Origin of the sequence: Bartonella sp. CB10SXKL (assembly GCF_042195515.1) — a bacterium.
Taxonomy (GTDB): Bacteria; Pseudomonadota; Alphaproteobacteria; order Rhizobiales; family Rhizobiaceae; genus Bartonella.
The window spans coordinates 1-18,752 of sequence record NZ_JBHION010000007.1 but is presented as its reverse complement, the minus strand read 5'-3'; the positions used below and the strand labels follow the sequence as shown (position 1 = coordinate 18,752).

At 35.9% G+C, this 18,752-nt stretch carries 17 protein-coding genes and 1 tRNA gene; 9 read left to right on the top strand and 9 right to left on the bottom strand.

Going from position 1 to position 18,752, the window contains the following annotated elements; translation table 11 throughout:
* Positions 1 to 67: 67 nt before the first annotated feature.
* Positions 68 to 520, bottom strand: a complete 453-nt coding sequence (locus ACFIK3_RS04990) for a GatB/YqeY domain-containing protein (protein WP_273790810.1) — start codon at positions 518 to 520, stop codon at positions 68 to 70.
* A gap of 258 nt (positions 521 to 778) precedes the next feature.
* Between ACFIK3_RS04990 and carA the strand changes: the two genes are divergently transcribed.
* On the top strand, positions 779 to 1,975 hold the full coding sequence (carA, locus tag ACFIK3_RS04985; protein ID WP_375664780.1) for a glutamine-hydrolyzing carbamoyl-phosphate synthase small subunit: 1,197 nt from the start codon (positions 779 to 781) through the stop codon (positions 1,973 to 1,975).
* Positions 1,976 to 2,848: 873 nt separating this feature from the next.
* Here carA and ACFIK3_RS04980 read toward each other — a convergent pair.
* Complete coding sequence (locus ACFIK3_RS04980) at positions 2,849 to 4,069, bottom strand: MFS transporter (RefSeq protein WP_273790812.1); 1,221 nt, start codon at positions 4,067 to 4,069, stop codon at positions 2,849 to 2,851.
* A gap of 768 nt (positions 4,070 to 4,837) precedes the next feature.
* Between ACFIK3_RS04980 and ACFIK3_RS04975 the strand changes: the two genes are divergently transcribed.
* A complete protein-coding gene (locus ACFIK3_RS04975) occupies positions 4,838 to 5,677 on the top strand; it encodes a DUF1460 domain-containing protein (RefSeq protein WP_375658181.1) in 840 nt (279 codons plus the stop codon).
* Between the two features lie 1,292 nt (positions 5,678 to 6,969).
* On the opposite strand, the gene ACFIK3_RS04970 is transcribed toward ACFIK3_RS04975, so the two are convergent.
* A complete protein-coding gene (locus ACFIK3_RS04970; RefSeq protein ID WP_375631194.1) occupies positions 6,970 to 7,878 on the bottom strand; it encodes a cation diffusion facilitator family transporter in 909 nt (302 codons plus the stop codon).
* Between the two features lie 767 nt (positions 7,879 to 8,645).
* Here ACFIK3_RS04970 and ACFIK3_RS04965 point away from each other — a divergent pair.
* Entirely contained in the window at positions 8,646 to 9,455 is an 810-nt protein-coding gene (locus ACFIK3_RS04965) for a TrmH family RNA methyltransferase (protein ID WP_375676338.1), read from the top strand.
* A gap of 280 nt (positions 9,456 to 9,735) precedes the next feature.
* Here ACFIK3_RS04965 and mnmA read toward each other — a convergent pair whose 3' ends face one another.
* Positions 9,736 to 10,959, bottom strand: a complete 1,224-nt coding sequence (gene mnmA / locus ACFIK3_RS04960; RefSeq protein WP_375676337.1) for a tRNA 2-thiouridine(34) synthase MnmA — start codon at positions 10,957 to 10,959, stop codon at positions 9,736 to 9,738.
* A 379-nt stretch (positions 10,960 to 11,338) separates the two neighbouring features.
* Between mnmA and ACFIK3_RS04955 the strand changes: the two genes are divergently transcribed.
* A complete protein-coding gene (locus tag ACFIK3_RS04955) occupies positions 11,339 to 11,614 on the top strand; it encodes a DUF1153 domain-containing protein (RefSeq protein WP_273790817.1) in 276 nt (91 codons plus the stop codon).
* Positions 11,615 to 11,760: 146 nt separating this feature from the next.
* Here the strand turns inward: ACFIK3_RS04955 and ACFIK3_RS04950 are convergent, their stop codons facing one another.
* Positions 11,761 to 12,147 carry a flagellar export protein FliJ gene (locus tag ACFIK3_RS04950; protein ID WP_273790818.1) on the bottom strand — a complete coding sequence of 129 codons (387 nt, stop codon included), beginning with the start codon at positions 12,145 to 12,147 and terminating at the stop codon, positions 11,761 to 11,763.
* A 565-nt stretch (positions 12,148 to 12,712) separates the two neighbouring features.
* Between ACFIK3_RS04950 and ctrA the strand changes: the two genes are divergently transcribed.
* Positions 12,713 to 13,414: a response regulator transcription factor CtrA gene (gene ctrA / locus ACFIK3_RS04945; RefSeq protein ID WP_273790819.1), complete on the top strand. Its 702-nt coding sequence runs from the start codon at positions 12,713 to 12,715 to the stop codon at positions 13,412 to 13,414.
* 223 nt (positions 13,415 to 13,637) lie between these two features.
* On the opposite strand, the gene chpT is transcribed toward ctrA, so the two are convergent.
* Positions 13,638 to 14,276 (bottom strand): histidine phosphotransferase ChpT, encoded by a 639-nt coding sequence (chpT, locus tag ACFIK3_RS04940; protein ID WP_273790820.1) that lies wholly within the window; start codon positions 14,274 to 14,276, stop codon positions 13,638 to 13,640.
* A gap of 213 nt (positions 14,277 to 14,489) precedes the next feature.
* On the opposite strand from chpT, the gene ACFIK3_RS04935 reads away from it, so the two are divergent.
* From ACFIK3_RS04935 to ACFIK3_RS04925, 3 genes are read left to right on the top strand one after another with little or no spacing between them, the layout of a single operon-like run.
* Positions 14,490 to 15,086, top strand: a complete 597-nt coding sequence (locus tag ACFIK3_RS04935; protein ID WP_273790821.1) for a DUF1134 domain-containing protein — start codon at positions 14,490 to 14,492, stop codon at positions 15,084 to 15,086.
* 27 nt (positions 15,087 to 15,113) lie between these two features.
* Entirely contained in the window at positions 15,114 to 15,500 is a 387-nt protein-coding gene (locus ACFIK3_RS04930; RefSeq protein ID WP_375631197.1) for a hypothetical protein, read from the top strand.
* The gene (locus ACFIK3_RS04925; RefSeq protein WP_375660011.1) at positions 15,490 to 15,756 is read left to right on the top strand and encodes a hypothetical protein; all 267 of its coding nucleotides are present in this window, start codon (positions 15,490 to 15,492) and stop codon (positions 15,754 to 15,756) included. The genes ACFIK3_RS04930 and ACFIK3_RS04925 overlap by 11 nt, the downstream gene beginning before the upstream one ends.
* Before the next feature lie 325 nt (positions 15,757 to 16,081).
* On the opposite strand, the gene ACFIK3_RS04920 is transcribed toward ACFIK3_RS04925, so the two are convergent.
* Both ACFIK3_RS04920 and ACFIK3_RS04915 read right to left on the bottom strand, forming a co-directional pair.
* Positions 16,082 to 17,200 carry a DegT/DnrJ/EryC1/StrS family aminotransferase gene (locus ACFIK3_RS04920; protein ID WP_375631199.1) on the bottom strand — a complete coding sequence of 373 codons (1,119 nt, stop codon included), beginning with the start codon at positions 17,198 to 17,200 and terminating at the stop codon, positions 16,082 to 16,084.
* 49 nt (positions 17,201 to 17,249) lie between these two features.
* Positions 17,250 to 18,206: a Gfo/Idh/MocA family protein gene (locus ACFIK3_RS04915; protein ID WP_375643469.1), complete on the bottom strand. Its 957-nt coding sequence runs from the start codon at positions 18,204 to 18,206 to the stop codon at positions 17,250 to 17,252.
* 163 nt (positions 18,207 to 18,369) lie between these two features.
* Here ACFIK3_RS04915 and ACFIK3_RS04910 point away from each other — a divergent pair.
* A tRNA-Met gene (locus ACFIK3_RS04910) sits at positions 18,370 to 18,446 on the top strand.
* A 186-nt stretch (positions 18,447 to 18,632) separates the two neighbouring features.
* Here ACFIK3_RS04910 and ACFIK3_RS04905 read toward each other — a convergent pair.
* Positions 18,633 to 18,752: DnaB-like helicase C-terminal domain-containing protein (locus ACFIK3_RS04905; RefSeq protein ID WP_375659717.1), on the bottom strand; the 120-nt coding region annotated here is incomplete at its 5' end.

Here is an 18,752-nt window from a genome sequence, read left to right as displayed (position 1 = left end):
ATCCTACTGATTTATAAAGGTGACGCACAATAAAAAATATTTTCCCATCCCATTGAATTAACAAGATCTATTGCAATTTTTTACGAAGACTATTGCACACTTTAGAAAAATTCATTTGCCCCGCATACCGTTCCTTAAGCCACGCCATCACCTTACCTATATCGCGTAATTTTTCAGCCTTTGTTTGTGCCAAAGCTTCACAAAGAACCTGTTCTACTTCCATCTCCTTAAGTTGATAGGGAAGAAATTCACGAATAACTTCTATTTCTGCTTGTCCTCTCTCTGCCAATTCCAAGCAACCAGACTCTTTATAGGCTCGCATCAATTCTTCACGCTGTTGAAGCATTTTAGTGAAAACAGACTGTATCTGCTGATCATCCACTTCTAGCTTCCCCTCATCATAATAAAGAATATCACGATCCCTAACTGCAGCATTCATTAAACGAAGTGTAGCAAGACGCGCACTATCTTGCACTTTCAAAGCAGCCCTAAGAGCCCCATCAATCTGGTTACGCAACATAAATTTATCCAATTTTGTTCAAGAAGAATATGCCTTTTAACCAATCTTTATCCATCTTGCAATGGAAGATAAAAAAATAATTAAGGACTCGATCTTCGAAAAGCTAAAACAAGACTTTACCTCTTCATGGAATGTACTTATACTGCCTATTTCAAGCGAAACGTTACCAGAATAATATACACAGCATCTGTTAAAGGTATGATTTTTGTGTAAAGTTGGTCATTATACCTTTCAGAGAATAAATTGTGGATACATACTATGATACAAGCAACTTCACCCAGCCACCCTTGGAGTATCAAAAAACCGACAGCCCTCTTAGTCTTAGCAGATGGAACCGTTATTGAAGGCAAAGGAGCAGGTGCTACAGGTATCGCTGAAGCTGAAGTGTGTTTTAACACCGCCATCACAGGCTATGAAGAAATCCTCACCGACCCGTCATACACACAACAAATCGTTAATTTTACTTTTCCTCATATAGGAAATGTAGGGGCAAATAGCGAAGATATTGAAGATCTCTCTCCTCTCAATTGTCATGGTGCTGTTGGCGCTATTTTCAAAGCAGACATTACACATCCCTCAAATTATCGATCCAATGAAAATCTTCATCAATGGCTTAAAACGCGTAAAATTATTGCACTTTGTGGTATTGATACACGTGCACTCACAATTCTTATTCGTGAAAAAGGTGCACAAAATGCTGTCATTGCACATGATGCTAATGGAAACTTTGATATTCCTTCTTTAAAGAAACGTGCGCAAAAATGGCACGGTCTCGTCAATCTTGACCTTACGAAAGACGTGACATCTCAATCATCAATGCAATGGAATGAAAAACCATGGAGTTGGAATAAAGGATACGGTACAAACAATGTGCACAATCTTCATATCATTGCAATTGACTACGGTATTAAACGTAATATTCTTCGCCTTATGGCAACACAAAAAGCCCGCATTACTGTTGTGCCTGCCCACACAACTGCAAAAGAAATTCTGGCAATGAACCCTGATGGCATTTTTCTTTCTAATGGACCAGGAGACCCCGCAGCTACGGCTCAATATGCCATTCCAACAATTAAAACATTAATTGATCATAATTTGCCAATTTTTGGAATATGTCTTGGTCATCAACTTCTCGCTCTTACGGTTGGTGCAAAAACCGTGAAAATGCACCAAGGACATCATGGTGCCAACCACCCAGTTAAAGACCTTAACACTGGAAAAGTTGAGATTGTATCGATGAATCACGGTTTTACCGTAGATTCTTCCTCTTTACCACAACATGTTCAAGAAACACATATTTCTCTCTTTGATGGTTCAAACTGTGGTATTCGAATCATTGGAAAACCTGTTTTTTCTGTTCAATATCACCCCGAAGCTTCTCCTGGACCACAAGATAGCCACTACCTCTTTCAGCATTTTTGTGATCTCATTATGAATTATAAAAAAATATCTTAAAATAAAAAGCCTCACCTTTTAACTTCTCTCCTTTAAATTATATCATCTTCCTACGCACAATTATATTATTTTTATACCTACAACTTATTGAAGTTGTATTATTATTTATCATTCTGAAACTAAAAAGAGCGCACTGAATAACTTAAATTTTTCTCCTTCCTCTTCTCTTAAGGTCGTATCCATCAAAATCATTGGCTTCTCCCCCCAAGCAAGGTAAGTGTATCGATAAAAACTATTTTTAAAAAGAGTAAAGTGTCTAAACTTCAAATAAGCATTTGATTCACAATACAATTTTAAGCATTCTATTTTGCATGAGAAGCATAACTCCTCCTAAAGAATAAAAAAAAATTAAAGTGTGAAACAATGCAACAAATCTCTACTTTTTAAAAGATATTGCCGTAGATGGTTTTGAAAACTGTAAAGCCGAATAAAAAAGTAATAGCAAAACAGAAAACATCTTTTCAATTTTACAACTTTATATTCTTCCAAAATGAGGTTTTCTTTCGATTCCAGAAGTTATGCCAACAAATATAAGCAATATTTACTTCCAATTTGCCATATAAAATTTGGAATTGTTCATACAATACTGATACATCTAACGCAGATACGTTTTAATCTTTTGTTTTCAATATGCTGCTGCATTAGCACTGGATATTAATTTGCAAGCAATAGAAAAAATACGGAGTCCCCTATACAAACAATATCACAAAATAAAAAAAATTATTTGCACTAAATGAGAAGGATATATCGATATTTTATATAACACTTTGTTAAACAAATATCACAAAAAACTTTCTGCCTATAAAATGATACATTTTGTTTATCTTGTGCATTCTTCTAGCAAAATAGTACGTACCGGCCTCTCTCAACAAATTAACGTACCCGCAAGGCAAAAATAACTGTCGCAACGACAAGAAGAAAAAAGCCTCCAACAAAAGGAGCACCTGAAAAATAAAACAGTGCATTTTTATCTGTAAAACATTCAAAAAGAAACACATAAAAAACAGAACCAAATGTTAAACTTAATGAAATAACAGATGTCATCGCTCCTTGCAGTTCTCCTTGTACATTTGTCGGTACCTGCGCTGAAGCAATCGCACGTATAGGTGCATGAACAAGATATTCAAGCATTGTACACATACAAACCATATAAACCATCCACCCCTGCGTCGCGAATGTATAGCCCAGCATAGCAACGGAGGCAAACAAAAGCCCCACTATAACAATATGCCAATCACTCCATCGTTTAGAAAAATAAGGCAAAAAGAGAGCGACTACAATAAATTGGCCTATCCCAAAAACACTATAGGAGAGTCCAATAGAAAAAGAACTCCAATCATAGCGTTCTTTTGCAATGAACGCCCAAATGCTTAACCATACAGATTCCGCAAACCAATAAAGAAAAAAGACCAATAACACCCAAAGAACCATCGGATATTGTTTCAGATGCCAAAAAGCACCTAAGGGATTTGCCCGCTTAATATCAAAAAAGCGCCTATTCCATAAAGAAAGGGTTTCTGGAAGCATAACCCAAGAAAAAATAAAATTAATGAGTGAAAAACCAACAGCAAAATAAAACGGAATACGCGGACCAAACTGACCTAAAAAACCACCAATAAACGATCCTAAAATAAACCCCAATGCGGATGCAATGCCTAACAGACCAAAATTGCGTGTACGGGTTTTATCATCAGATATATCCGCAAGATAAGCTGTACAAGTTGCAAAACTAGCGCCACTTATCCCTGACAAAAGACGCCCGATAAATAACATAGAATAGCTCCATGCTATAGCACATATGAGATTATCAAGAGCAAAGCAGATAATAGAGAGAAGCAAAATAGGACGACGACCATAACGATCAGAGAGATTGCCAATAACAGGAGCAAACAAAAACTGCATCACTGAATAAGCTGCAAGTAATTTTCCTCTTTCTACAAAAGATGTACTAACCTCTTTTCCAGTTAATTGAGAAAAATATTCAGGCAAAACAGGACAAATGATCGCAATACAAAGAATATCTAACAATAAAGTGATGAACACTAAAATGAGCCCACGCTGAACAAATTTCGGATTGAGCATTTGGTCTTGCATAACATACACACTATTTTACGCATACAATGACTCCCCCGCTATCTTTTAACTCCCTTTTCCTTTTAAAAGTATTCTATACCGTATACTTTTCACATACAAAATAATAACAAAGTAAAAATTTAAGTAAGAGTCAAGATAAAACTGTAAAATTACGTTTTAATTGGTGTATCTTTAGTTGCTATCTCATTGTCAAAGAATAAAATTTTTTTTTGCATTATACGAACAAAATATTTGTGCGACAAACTCATGAACAAAATTTCATGAAACACAGAGTATTTCCAATAGTTTTAGAGACATTACGATGAATTTTATCAGACATCATTTTCCCCTCTCATCCCACCGTTTTCAGGAATCTCAATTCCATTGGATACGTTAGATATCCTATAGTAATTGAAACCTTTTAAAAGATAAGCTCTTAAAAAATTTTCTTACCCTCAGAATATGCTATAAAGTTAAAGCAGCAACACCAGAATAGCTTAACAACGTAAAAAGCTCATCATATTTTTAAAAATATTTATTTGACAATAATTTTGATTAAAAAATAAGTATATTATAGAGAAAAATCCTTTAATTCTATAATCTTAGAAAAGATTCATATCGTTTGCAATTTGTGTAACCTTAAAAACCATGATTTTATCTTTATATTCATTGATACTCTTAATGATTGTATGCTAGCATTAAATCTAACGATGATCATGATAAGCATTTAAAAAATAGCACTTTTAGAAATAGTTCGTCATGAATTTTTAATTCAAAATGGTGTATAAAATGCGAAAAATATCCCTATTAATTCTCATATTAATGTTGGTAACAGGATGTGATGTTCAGGATTCTGATTCACAAGAGAGTACTGTAGAAAATAAAATAAAAACACAACAAACAACCAACGTAAACCTAGATCCCTATACTCTAAATAAATTAAATGCTCTTCTCAAAAAACGTTCAGAAACAAATTATCAGGAAAAAGGGGCACTAATTGACTTTCTTTCTGAAGCTTTTTTAGGGACACCTTACCAAGCAAATATGTTACATGGCTCAGAAAATACACCAGAAAAACTGATTATTGATTTTAGAGGCTTAGATTGCTTCACTTATCTGGATTATGTTGAAGCATTGCGCAAATCAACATCCCAAACAGAATTCATAAATAACGTCATAAAAACGCGTTATATTAACGGTAATGTTCATTTTTTAAATCGGAAACATTTTTTTACGGATTGGGCTTATAGAGAATATAAACTCGCCACTGATATTACCGCTGAAATAAGTCCCCATGCGGTAAAAATAGAAAAATATCTCAATAAAAAAGCTGATGGTGGAAGCTATCTACCTGGGTTGCCAGTTGTGAAACGCACAATAACGTATATTCCAAGTAACTTTATTAATGAGGAGGTTATAGGTCGTTTACAGTCTGGTGATTTCATTGGTATTTATACGAAACTTGCTGGATTGGATGTAACACATGTGGGCTTCTTTATCATGACAGATAGAGGGCCAATGTTAAGAAATGCTTCTTCACGAAAAGAAAACGAAAAAGTCGTTGATTCTCCTTTTATGAATTATGTTGAAAAAACACCAGGAATCATTGTTTTAAGAGCTCTTGAATAACATCATAGCGATATGAAATATCTTCTCTATTCTTAAAATATATACTGTCGTTATTCAGGTAAACATCTAACTTCGTTCAAGCTATACGGATACAATATATTTGTTTACAGTTTTAAGAGAAAAAAGTCGTTTTGATCTAACTTTGTTTATAAGTATGACAAAATCATTTTTGGAGAAATTACGGATTTGTAATCACTTTTACTGGTTGAACGATAAAGACAGAAAAAACTCTATTATAGTATCACGCTTTCCTTTCATATTCTCAACCAAGAGTTATCTTTAGATTACCGCTAATCTGATCTTTACGAATATAACGCAAAAGACACAAACGAACGTTTGTAAAAATAAGTAAAAGTAAAGCCAGATATGTTTGGTGGTTGTTTCATAAAGTATTCTATAAAAATTCGATCTACCTCTCTAATTTATTGCATATAAATTTTTGACTTTATAGCTTTTTTTTCCTTATAAAGTCTTTGCTTTTTGTTATTATCTATAAATTAAAATAGCCCTGATATAGCAGCATATTATGATTAGGATGCACCAGTACTGTACGAGTCCTTGTAAAATTTTGATGCCAGATTGGAATGAAAATATGAAGGCATCAATTAAAAACCAGTTTCTATCTTTAGCATCATTCTTTAGTTCAGCTTTACAATTTGCTACAGTAACGACAATAATATCCTTTAAAGAGTAGAGTTATGAGCATGATTTTTGTTTTTTCATCTTTTAATGAGTCCCCCATCCTTCATGCAATAAAGAACACTCTAAACAGAACACATTGTATCGATAAAACAACACATTTATTAGCAACAATAATGACGATTAATCTATGATCACAAACTTTAAAACCCTATTCATAACTTTTATACAAAATTTATAATTAAATCTCATTAAACTTATTACGAAGGCTTCACTCCTCTTCGCCCTAAGAAACGAAACATCTACTCCCGACAGTCTGTAAACGATCCGTTTTCTTAAATGGATTTAAGCTGCTAACCATTTCATGAGATTCACTTACAAAAGAATACACCGGCAAGTCCTATTTTGAATATTTACTCCATACTCTAAAAACACTTAATAGATCAAATTTTATATGCCTTATCTCACCACACCTTAAATGACAGTGTTTTAACGAAATAGAATAAATCTTGCCTTAAATACTCTGTTTAACCTTGTATACTTGATTGATGCAAAAATTAAATCAACAAAAGAGCATCATTGTATTTTCGAGAGGTATGAATCACCCCATCATAAAAAACAGTCTAACATAACAGACAATTTGAAAAATCTTTTTATATAAAAGGGATTACCGTTGTACCGGGAGGCAATTTTGCCTCATCTTCAGGCTCGACATGAATAGAAATACGCACATTATCAAATTCTTTTTGAAGAACAGCTTCGATTTTATCACAAATTTTATGTGCTTCTCCTACCTGCATTACAGCAGGCACAACCAAATGAAACTCTATAAAAGTAACCCTTCCAGCAACACGCGTCCGTAAATCATGGACCTCAAGCGCACCCGATGCATTTGCAGAAATCAGTTCCCGAATCCGCATGCTTTCATTCAATTCAACGCCAACATCCATTAACCCCTGAACAGCATTTCTAATCACCTTCCAGCCCTGTAAGAGAATATTAACGGCAACGATTATCGCTAAAATTGGATCTAAAGCTCCCCATCCCCCGACAAAACCGGCAATCAAACCAATTAAAATTGCAAGCGAAGTAAAAACATCTGTTATAAAATGCACTCCATCAGCTTTAAGAGCCGGTGAGCGATGGAGTTTTCCCTGCCAAATAAGAACCATTCCCCACATACAATTTATGACAGTTGCAATAAGATGAATAACAAGCCATATTCCAGGTTTCTGCAACAATTTAACGGTAGAAAGAGCTATCCATGCTTCTCTTAAAATAACAATTGCGGCAATAATAATGAGTACCCCTTCAAGAATTGCGGAAAAATATTCCGCTTTATGATGCCCAAAGGGATGATCATGATCTGCTGGCTTCATACTCACTTTAACAGCCCACCATGCTGCCAATGACGCAAGGATATTAACAATTGATTCCAATGCATCAGAATAAAGTGCAACCGAACCTGTGATGTGATATGTCCAATATTTCAAAGCAAAAACAATACACGCAATAAAAATAGAGTATAAAGTCAAGCTTTGTATATTGATTTTTACATCCATGAACCTCATCCTTTTCTTCACGAAATAGGGAATTAATATTTTCAACCATATCATTATACTTTTGGCATAACGACGATCTTTCCTCAATATTACAGAAGCTTCATCATACAATAAACGCCTCAGCTCACCATTATTATCGTAAAAACTGCTCAGTTACACGAACAGCACCAATAAATAAAGAAGAGAGAAAATAATAGAAAAAAGAGCTTTCCCAAGAGCAATCAAACACATAACCTTCATTATTAATCGTTTTCTGAATAACTTAAAGCCATCTCACTTCTCATAAACGAAAAACTTGTTTTTGCTCAAATCTATCATGATCATGCATTATTTTTCAGTCTTATGATGTGCATTATACCCCATTTATAAGCCATCGTTGCACCTTAGAAAAAATATCTTAGCACTCTACGGTAACTTTACAGGTCAACTGGATTTTAAAATATGATTTACTAAAAAATTTAGATATAAAAAGAAGAACAATGATTACCCTCAAAAAAAAAGAATCTGGGCATTGGGGACCCAGATTCTTTTCCCTTAGAAATTAAGGGCATACAGAACTTGGGAAATAGCGGGGACCCAAGACACTGCACCCGATACGAGAAAAAATATATGATTCCGTATCAGTATTTTTACATTATACCTATGGTTGCATATTGTCAATACAAATTCTACCATAAGTTTTAAAATAATGTTTTTTTCTCTCTTTGTTAAAATAAAATAAATTCTAACATCTGGAAATCATAAGAAAAAAGCACTAAAAATCTCGCATGCATTTGAATATCATAACAATCAATGAAACCGATGATCCACGCCTAAAAGCCTATCATAATATCCGTGAAAAAGATCTTGTTGGACGGCAACATCAATTTATTGCTGAAGGCAAAGTAACATTGTCCGCATTACTGCACTCGAAAGATTTTTCTGCCATCTCACTGCTCATCGTAGCAAACCGTCTCTCTGGACTTCTACCGCTTTTAGAAAAAACACAGCCTCTATGTCCCATTTATTGCGTTCCACAAAAAGTTATGGATAATATCACCGGCTTCCATGTTCATCGTGGTGTTCTGGGTATTGGTAAACGCAAAATACTGCCATCCTTACAAAGTTTTTTACAACATCTTCCAGAAAAAGCTTTGATTCTTGTTTTATGTGGTATCTCGAATCACGATAATATGGGATCAATTTTTCGTAATGCAGCAGCCTTTGCCAGTAATGGCATTATTGTCGACAAAACCTCATGCGATCCACTTTATCGCAAATCAATAAGAGTGTCTGCCGGCGCTGCTTTAAAAGTACCCTATACGCAAAACGCTGATATAGATGACATTATAGCTGCTCTAAACGATGAAAACTTTCATCTTTATGCACTCTCCCCTTCTGCCTCACACACTCTCAAGCAAGCCAACAAAACCAAAAGAATAGCACTTATTTTTGGAACAGAAGGCGATGGCTTACCACCCCATATACTACAACAATCAAACACCTTACGTATTCCCATGACTGACGGTTTTGACAGCATTAATGTTGCCACAGCCTCAGGTATTGCACTTGCTCATTTTACCAACTTTGACCACTAAAGATGATAACACTTCAAGTTATAAAACATACCCAATGTTGTATGTTATCTACCAGTCTCCAATAATATTGCCGTCCCCTAGCCTTTGAAAGCATTGATAAAAAACATTTTTACCTTTTCTTTATCATCACTTTCCACACCCTAACCCCGCTTATGACGTGTAAAAGATATAATTTTGATGGATTCAATCATAAAACAAACTTTCAATGAGAAAATCTTCCGGAAGTCCCTCATTCAAGTTTAAGATTAAAAAATATCATTATAAATCAATTTACTATGCTTTATAAAGCTGTTGTTTTTAGTTCTGAGGAAACAGGATCTTTTGTTTCGAGATTGCATAAAACGCGCTTCAACATCATTTCAGTATCAGCTGCACGTTCTGAATGTGTTACAAATCCTCCCCCAAGAATACGCGCCTCATGACCATTTCCATCATAAAGAACGCAAGCTTGCCCTGGTGCCACACCATTTTCACATTCCAATAAATCAACGAAAAAAATACCTTCTTTATAATGTAAGCGCGCAAGGTGAGGAGGACGCGTTGAACGCACCTTTACAGCCACCTCAATACCTTGAGAAGGGAAATTATCTAACGACTCATCACCAAGCCAATTCACATCACGTAAAAAAAGCTTATGCGTTTCTAACATTTCACGCGGTCCAACAATAACACGTGCATTTTCCACATCGAGATAAACCACATAAAGCGCTTCACCCGTTGATACCCCAATACCACGACGTTGACCAACCGTATAATTAACAATTCCCGAATGTTTACCTAAAATCTTTCCATCAATATGGACAATAACGCCAGGATTAGCTGCTTCTGGACGCAGTTTTGCGATAACATCTGAATATTTTCCTTGTGGAACAAAACAAATATCCTGACTATCATGCTTATTGGCAACCACAAAGCCCATTTCTGCTGCCATTTCACGAACGCGGGCTTTTGGAAGGTCACCAAGTGGAAAACGCAAATAATCAATCTGTTCTTGTGTCGTTGCAAAGAGAAAATAACTCTGATCACGATCATTATCGAGAGGACGAAAGAGTGCTCGATGCGCTCCGTTGGAACGCGAACGAATATAATGTCCCGTAGCCAAAGCATCTGCCCCCAATTCGCGTGCCGTTGCTAATAAATCAGCAAACTTAACCGTTTGATTACATGCAATACATGGTACTGGGGTCTCTCCATGAGCATAACTTTCTGCAAAAGGATCAATAACAGCTTCGCGAAAGCGCTTTTCATAATCAAGAACATAATGAGGAATTCCTAGTGTTTCTGCAACGCGGCGTGCATCCTCAATATCTTGTCCTGCACAACACGCCCCCACCCGATGCGTTGCTTCCCCATGATCATAAAGCTGCAACGTAATGCCAATAACATTATACCCTTCCTTTTTCAAAAGACCTGCAACAACCGATGAATCAACCCCCCCCGACATTGCAACAACAATGCGAGAATCTTCAGGTTGTCCTGGTAAATCAAGACTGTTTAAAAACATGTATTCATTCTCTATTTACTGCTCTGTTTAATGGCTACCCATATGTTGACATTCTGATGCACGCTCTTCAGCACTTTTACACGATTGATTGCCTTTATATTATTTTTTTATCCTTTCCACAACCATAGGCATTACTTTCTTAAGAGCTGCTGCAAACAAAAAAAGAATGATGGAAATAAGGCATAATGGTAATCGTTTAGGAGAAATCCTTTTTTGCTCTTTTGAAAAATCCGGTAAAATATTGCAAGAATCTCTTCTTCACACTTCAACTTGAGCTTCTTTTTACATAATTAATTTTTTCTTTCAGCGCTTTTAGCTCTTTTTTAAATTTCATGCTCTATAAACGAATCAAGTCCTTGACTAAAGGTAGAGGATACGAATGAGCAACTTGATAAAAACACAAATGAAATATGTTATTGGGCCAGATGGAAGTCCGCTTACAATTGCCGACCTACCGCCGCAAACAACACGGCGCTGGGTGATTCGTCGCAAAGCTGAAGTTGTTGCGGCTGTCAGAGGTGGATTGTTAAGTCTTGACGAAGCGTGCCACCGTTATACTTTGACTGTAGAAGAATTTCTTTCATGGCAAAGTTTAATCGATGAACACGGTTTAGCGGGATTACGAACGACCAAGATTCAACACTACAGGCATTAAGTTGCCATTGATTACGATTTGATAACATAAAGCAATCTATAAAACAGCCAAACTTGATAAAAGTTTGGCTGTTTTATACTATATCCAAAAGATAAACCTGAAAGAATGGATTCTTCAATAATTGCTTTTATTAGCCAACCATTGAATTAGCCAACCATTGAATTAGATTGAATCAAAATATCCTTATCATCCGCAACAATCTTCTTTTCTCGTGCTTCCAAAAGCTGTGCACGTTGCAGCTCTGTATTAGCTTCATGGAGAGCAATTTCAGCGTTTGTTTTTTGAAGTTCTAAATCACGAATTGAATTGATCAGATTATCACGTCTTTGCCGCGCTGCACGCGCAAAAGCAGAATAAGCAAAATGGTGAACATCATTGTTTCCAGATTTACGTTCTTCATGAGTAATCTGTGCTTCCAACTCTAACACCATTCGTTCAAATTCTGCGATCATCATCTCAAGCTGTGCAATTTCACGGCGCTTTCCACGCACTTGAAACATCCTCAATCGCACCATATTTTCTCGTGGCTTCATACTCACTACTCCTTGATTGCGCCAACTCAAAACTCGCATTCACACCCAATAAATATCTTTTAGTTATATGTCTATCCGACAAAAACAGTCTATTAACTTGAAATTATAATAATTTTTGCCTTGCATTAAAGCATCTGAAAATACAATCTGCTTTAAAGAGCAATAACTATTTCTTTAACTTTTCCCCCCATTATAAATGAAGAGGTTTAAAGCTCAGTAAATAAACACTGAAATTGTAAAAAAGTAATTTATAACGCTCTTTTACAAATTTTTTTTAAGTTAAAGTTTATAGAAAAAGCCCTTCTTTGTTTATTATGTTAAAAAATATGGGATTTTTCTAAAATAATTTTGTAGCCTCTTTCAAAAATAAAAATATTTTGTTAACCACTATCATGGATAGTGGGGAATTTAGTAGTGATTGTTACGCGTACTACTGAAATGTTCATAAACACTTTGTCATAAGTGTTTGATTTAATGAATTGTTTTTATAACAGTGGTTTTGCTAACTGATATAAAATAGAAATGCTCCTTATGATTCGTGAAGGAGCAAAGTGAGGGATCTAAAATGCGCGTATTATTAATTGAAGATGATAGAGCAGTTACTCAAAGCATTGAGTTGATGTTAAAGTCGGCTAACTTTAATGTTTATATCACTGATCTGGGTGAAGAAGGTATCGATTTAGGAAAACTCTATGATTATGATATCATTTTGCTTGATCTGAATTTGCCTGACATGTCAGGGTATGATGTCTTGCGGACTCTAAGATTGGCAAAAATAAAAACTCCTGTCTTAATCCTTTCTGGTATGAATGCCATTGAAGACAAGGTTCGTGGTTTTGGCTTTGGAGCAGACGACTATATGACGAAGCCTTTTCATAAAGATGAGCTCATTGCACGTATCCATGCAGTTGTTCGTCGTTCTAAAGGACATGCACAATCGGTTATTGTTACCGGAGATCTCACCGTTAACCTTGACACAAAAACTGTCGAAGTTGCAGGGCGCCCTGTTCATTTAACCGGTAAAGAGTACCAAATGTTAGAGCTTCTCTCTTTACGCAAAGGTACCACCCTTACCAAGGAAATGTTTCTCAATCATCTCTATGGTGGAATGGATGAACCAGAACTAAAGATTATCGATGTTTTTATCTGTAAATTGCGGAAAAAATTGGAAGCAGTCTCTTCTAGTGTAAATTACATTGATACAGTTTGGGGACGTGGTTATGTATTACGTGATCCAGTTGAAGAGAACGTACGAAAAACCGCTTAAGCAGTGAACATGCACATTGTAAAATCTCGGAGTCTAGCGGGCCGAGATTTTTTCCCGAGATCTTTTCTCTGTTAAAAGTAGAAAACTCGCACACCAAAAATCTCATATAGAAAGCGCTTAAAGCTTAAGAAGTAACCACACCAAATTTACACATATAACCTTATCGCTCATAAATTCAATCGAAGCCACTTTTCCCAACACAGCTTAAGCGCTTCTCTCTTATTCAAAGCTTTTTTATACTTTCTAAAACAATACAACCATCACTTTCATCAATATTTATTTTCATCTCTGTCATCTGAGCAAGTAACATTGTGTAATAAAATTGGATGACATGTGCATCAACAAGCTCTTCTTGAACTTCTCCACGGAATAACGCAAGAAAATGAGGGGGTATACGGAGAGTTCTACCGAAAACCTCAAATCGAAAAGAACGTTTATTTTCTTCTTGCAAAATCATAACAACAATTTCACCACCACGAGAAACTGTTGCATTTGCAATCAATAATAAATTAAGCAAAAGTTTAACTTCATCTTTTTCTAACAATAAAGAAGAAGCTTGCCATTTTAAAGTTGCTTTTTCTTCTTTCATATATTGTTGAGCAACCTGCTCTGCAGCCCGTGTATCTATTTGTCCTCCACTTGCACCAGCAAAACCAAAAGCCAATCGCGCAAATTGTAGACGTGCAGCAGCACTTGCAACGGATAAACGCACCAATTGTAAAGCATCTTCTTCAGCTCCTCCTTCATCATAAAGCTCCATTGCATTTTGAATAGCCCCCACAGGTGAAATCAAATCATGGCAAATACGACTACAAAGCAAAGCAGCAAGATCCATAGGCTTCAAAGAAATATCTAACGTCATAATGATTGAAAACTCCTAGATTCAAAAAAACAAACTTTATTTTAAAGAAAAACTCTTAACATCTGATGCATAATAGGAAATATTAACAATCATGCTAAAAAATCAGAAATAAATTCAAGAATTTAAATAACCTTATATCTTATTTTTTATTTGAATAGCATGAAAATTCTAATATTATCTTTTTGTTTATCACTAATAAAAGGAGAAAACTCCATGGCTCTCTCTCTGCTCAAATACTGGTACAAAAATATTATATCTTTAATCTTCCTTTTATTCATCACCATAAACACCACACATGCTCAACTAAAACCAATAGAGCAAAACGAGCCTCATTATTCACTCCAAGAAATTATTGATTCTGGTCATATTTTTTTTGGAAAAACAGCCAGTGGTTTGGCTGTTGCAATTCAAAATATTTTTTCAAAATACGGTTATCCCAATGCCTATATTTTAGGAGAAGAAGCTTCTGGTGCCTTTTTTGCTGGATTAACCTATGGCGAAGGAAGGGTTTTTACCAAAAGCTATGGTCAACATAAAGTTTTTTGGCAAGGTCCCTCAGTAGGATGGGATTTTGGCGGCCAAGGCTCCCGTTTAATGATCTTAGTTTACAATCTTAATGGCATAAATAATTTATGGAGACGCTATGGTGGTATTTCAGGTTCGGCCTATTTAATTGCAGGTGTTGGTTTTCATGTCCTAAAATACCATAATACCTTGTTAATCCCAATACGTACAGGAGTCGGCGCACGCCTTGGTATCAATGTAGGATATTTAAAATTAACACCTAAACCGACATGGAATCCGTTTTAAACGTATTCTTATTTGAAAAGGGGTATTATGCTTATTCAATCATTTCTTTTTTTTATACTCGGAGTTGCTTTCACTTCTTGGTTACTGGTGCTTTTATCTCCTTTTATTTGGCGGAAAGCCGTTCATTTTGCGTATAAAGATGTTTGTGCGAAAATGCCATTATCACTCGCGGAAATAGAAGCAAATCACGATTTTCTTCGTGCACAACATGCTGTAGAATTAGCAAACAACCAACAAAAGTATGAATTTTTGCAAAAAAAATATGCCCAACAAAAAATACAACTGAGCCAAGTAACAGAACAATTTTATCGGCTATGCCTCCCCACAAAAGATACTCTCACCAAAGAAGCGATAGCAATCAAACAAAATATCGCCACACTACACACTTTCAAAGGAAAGAAAAATGATGCGTGAAAAAATCGCACTCTATCAGCAACGCTTACAAAAAATCCAAACTCATGAGCTTGACCCGACTGCTAACCACCAATTGCTGGAAGAACTCCGTGAAGAAACAAAAGAACTTGCAGCAACATTGGCAGCTCAAATAGCGCTACAAGAGGGGAATACATCACCCATCAACACATTGATTCAAAAATCAAAAAACAAAAATGACCTAGCCTCACGTATTCGCAAAAAAATAACTTTTCTCTCCAAAAGCCCTGTTAAATAAGTTATCTTTTAAAACACCTTAAATGAAGAGTAAAATCAACAAAGGTTCATTGTAACTTTCATAACCCAAATCCTTTTTATTAAACGTGACTTTTCTGCTAAGCTAAAGAACAAAGTTTTTTAGCCCATACCGTTCTGTTAAAAAATATCTTCTTGTCTAGCAGATTCACTTTCTAATCATATCACCGCTCTAAAGAACAACATTTCATAGGTTCTAGAAAGCAAATAATACCAAAGACATTGGTCACACACTCTAACAAAAAATACCTTCTAAGATGGATCACCAATAGAGATTTGACCATAATTTTAAGGATAAAAACACGCTCTCAAGAGTGATAAAAATCTCTTATTTTTTTGATAATCATATCCTGATCCGTTTGTGTCAAGTAAGGATGCATTGGTAAACTTAAAACACACTCTCCCAAAGACTCTGAAACAGAAAGGGAATCTTTTACATAAGGGAAGTGTTTATAAGCTGGCTGTTGATGTAAAGGAGTTTTATAATAAATCATTGTAGGGATAGAATTTTTTTGTAAAAAATCTTTTAATTTATCCCGTTCTTTTACCTTAATCGTATATTGTGCATAAGCAGAACGAATATTTTCTCCTATTTCTGGAACTGTAACAATATCTCTTAAGCCATTGGAATAGCGTTGAGCAATTTCTACACGCTTTTCCATTTCATCTTCAAAGATCACAAACTTTTCTAGTAAAATTGCAGCCTGAATGCTATCTAGGCGCGAATTCATACCAATACGTACATTGTCATATTGCGTTTCACCTTTACCATGAAACAAAATAGAGCGTAAAAGTTTTGCAAAATGATCATCATTGGTCATCATAGCGCCTCCATCGCCATAACATCCTAATGGTTTTGCAGGATAAAAACTTGTAGCAGCCACATCACCAAAAGCACCACACATAGTATTACCGCTTCTCCCCCCCATAGATTGAGCAGCATCTTCAATTACAAAAAGATTTTCCTTGGCAGCCACTTGAGCAATTTGCACATAGTCAGCAGAAAGCCCAAATAAATCAACAGCAATAATAGCCTTTGGCTTTAGACGTCCTTCTTTTTTTATCATTTCGATAGCGTGAGAAAGTTTTTCAACATCAATATTGAATGTATCAGGTAAAACATCGACAAAAACAGGTTCAGCCCCCACCAAAGCAACCACTTCAGCCGTTGCTGAAAATGTAAAACTAGGACAAAAAACAGCATCCCCTAGACCAATATTTTTAGCCATAAGAGGCATCTTCAAAGCATCTGTTCCATTAGCACATGCAATCACATGTTTAACGCCAAGATATTCTGCCAATTTCTCTTCAAATTCTGTTACTTTTGGCCCCAAAATATACTTACCACTAGCGACTACATGCGCAATTGCAGAATTAATTTTATCTTCAATACGCGCACGCTGCGCCCCAAGGTCGATGAATTGCATATTAACTCCATTGATCATCACAAAAATGCAAAAGCGCTACCTATCTCTTTTATCTATCATAATTGACATCAGCAGCTGTTAAAATCCGTAAAACAGCAATAGCATCATCACCATTTGTACGAGGTGATTGACGCGTTTCAATACAATGAAGGAAATGCCGTAATTCGCAAGTAAGCGGCAAATCTTCACAAACATCAATATAACTCAGCTCATCCATGCTAAAAGCCCACTCTTGATTTTCTTTCCAAACGGCAAAATGGTGCATTGCCAATTTACGACTCCACGGTTCCATATCATCAAAAACGAGTATAGCCTTTGTTCCAACAACAGTTAAACGCCTCTCACGATAAGAACTTAAGCGTGAAGTAAAAAGATGACTACGCACACCATTTGGAAAAATCATATGAATATGAGAAAAATCAGAAATCTGATCAACGACAGCAGCCCCCTCACCGCGAATTTCGGAAGGTTCGCATCCTGTCAACGCCAAAATCATTGAGAGATCATGAGGGGCAAGATCCCATAAAGCATCACTGTGTGTGTGAAATTTTCCAAAGCCTAATCTATGAGAATAAATATATCGCACATCTCCCACATCTCCGTTTTTCACCAATTCACACATTTTTTCAAAAGCCGGATGAAAACGTAAAATATGGCCCACCATAAAAACTCGCTCATAGGCCTCAGCCTCCTGAACTTGGCGTTTAGCATCAGAAACATTCAAGGCTATTGGTTTTTCCACCAAAACATCTTTACCATTTTTAACAGCACGGAGCACATTTTGCGTATGCAATTGTGGCGGCAACGCTAATACCAACGCATCAATATCTCGATGAGTAAAAAGATCATCTGGTGTAACAACCTCTACACCATACAGTGTTGCAAAACTAGCAGCACGATCATTATCAATATCAGAAACTGCTGCTAAAGCTCCGAGAGAGTGGAGTGTCCGTATATGATTTTCACCCCAATGACCGCATCCTAAAACCGCTACACGTGGCACCATTTTCATGCCTTACCTTACTTTATCATATAAAATTACACTTTTACATATCGAGGATAATATAGAATGACAAGAGAAAAGCTTAAAAACGATGCTTGACATCTTACTATTCTACCCCTTATATCCGCAAAAGATATAATTATTGACAATTATGATTGCTTATTTTGGCGGAGTAGCTCAGTAGGTTAGAGCAGAGGAATCATAATCCTTGTGTCGGGGGTTCAAATCCCTCCTCCGCTACCATTACTTTTTTATTGTGTGTTTAGTTTGTCAGCAGTGTAGCTGTAGCTTGCCAGCGGGTTTTGTATATTTTGACACTAGGTTTTGTACCAATTTATTTTTTTTAAAGAGTTTTTAAGGGGTTCTCAAAGGATCTTCAAATGCCTTTCAAAGGGTATTTAAAGCTCTCTTTAACGCATTTTTCTGCTCCTATTTTTCCAAATCACTAAAGCATGTAAAGTCGGGTTGAAAGGCAAGGGGAACGATTCCTGTCGGACCATGGCGTTGTTTTGCTATAATAACCTCGGCTTTACCCTTGGCTTGCTCCAT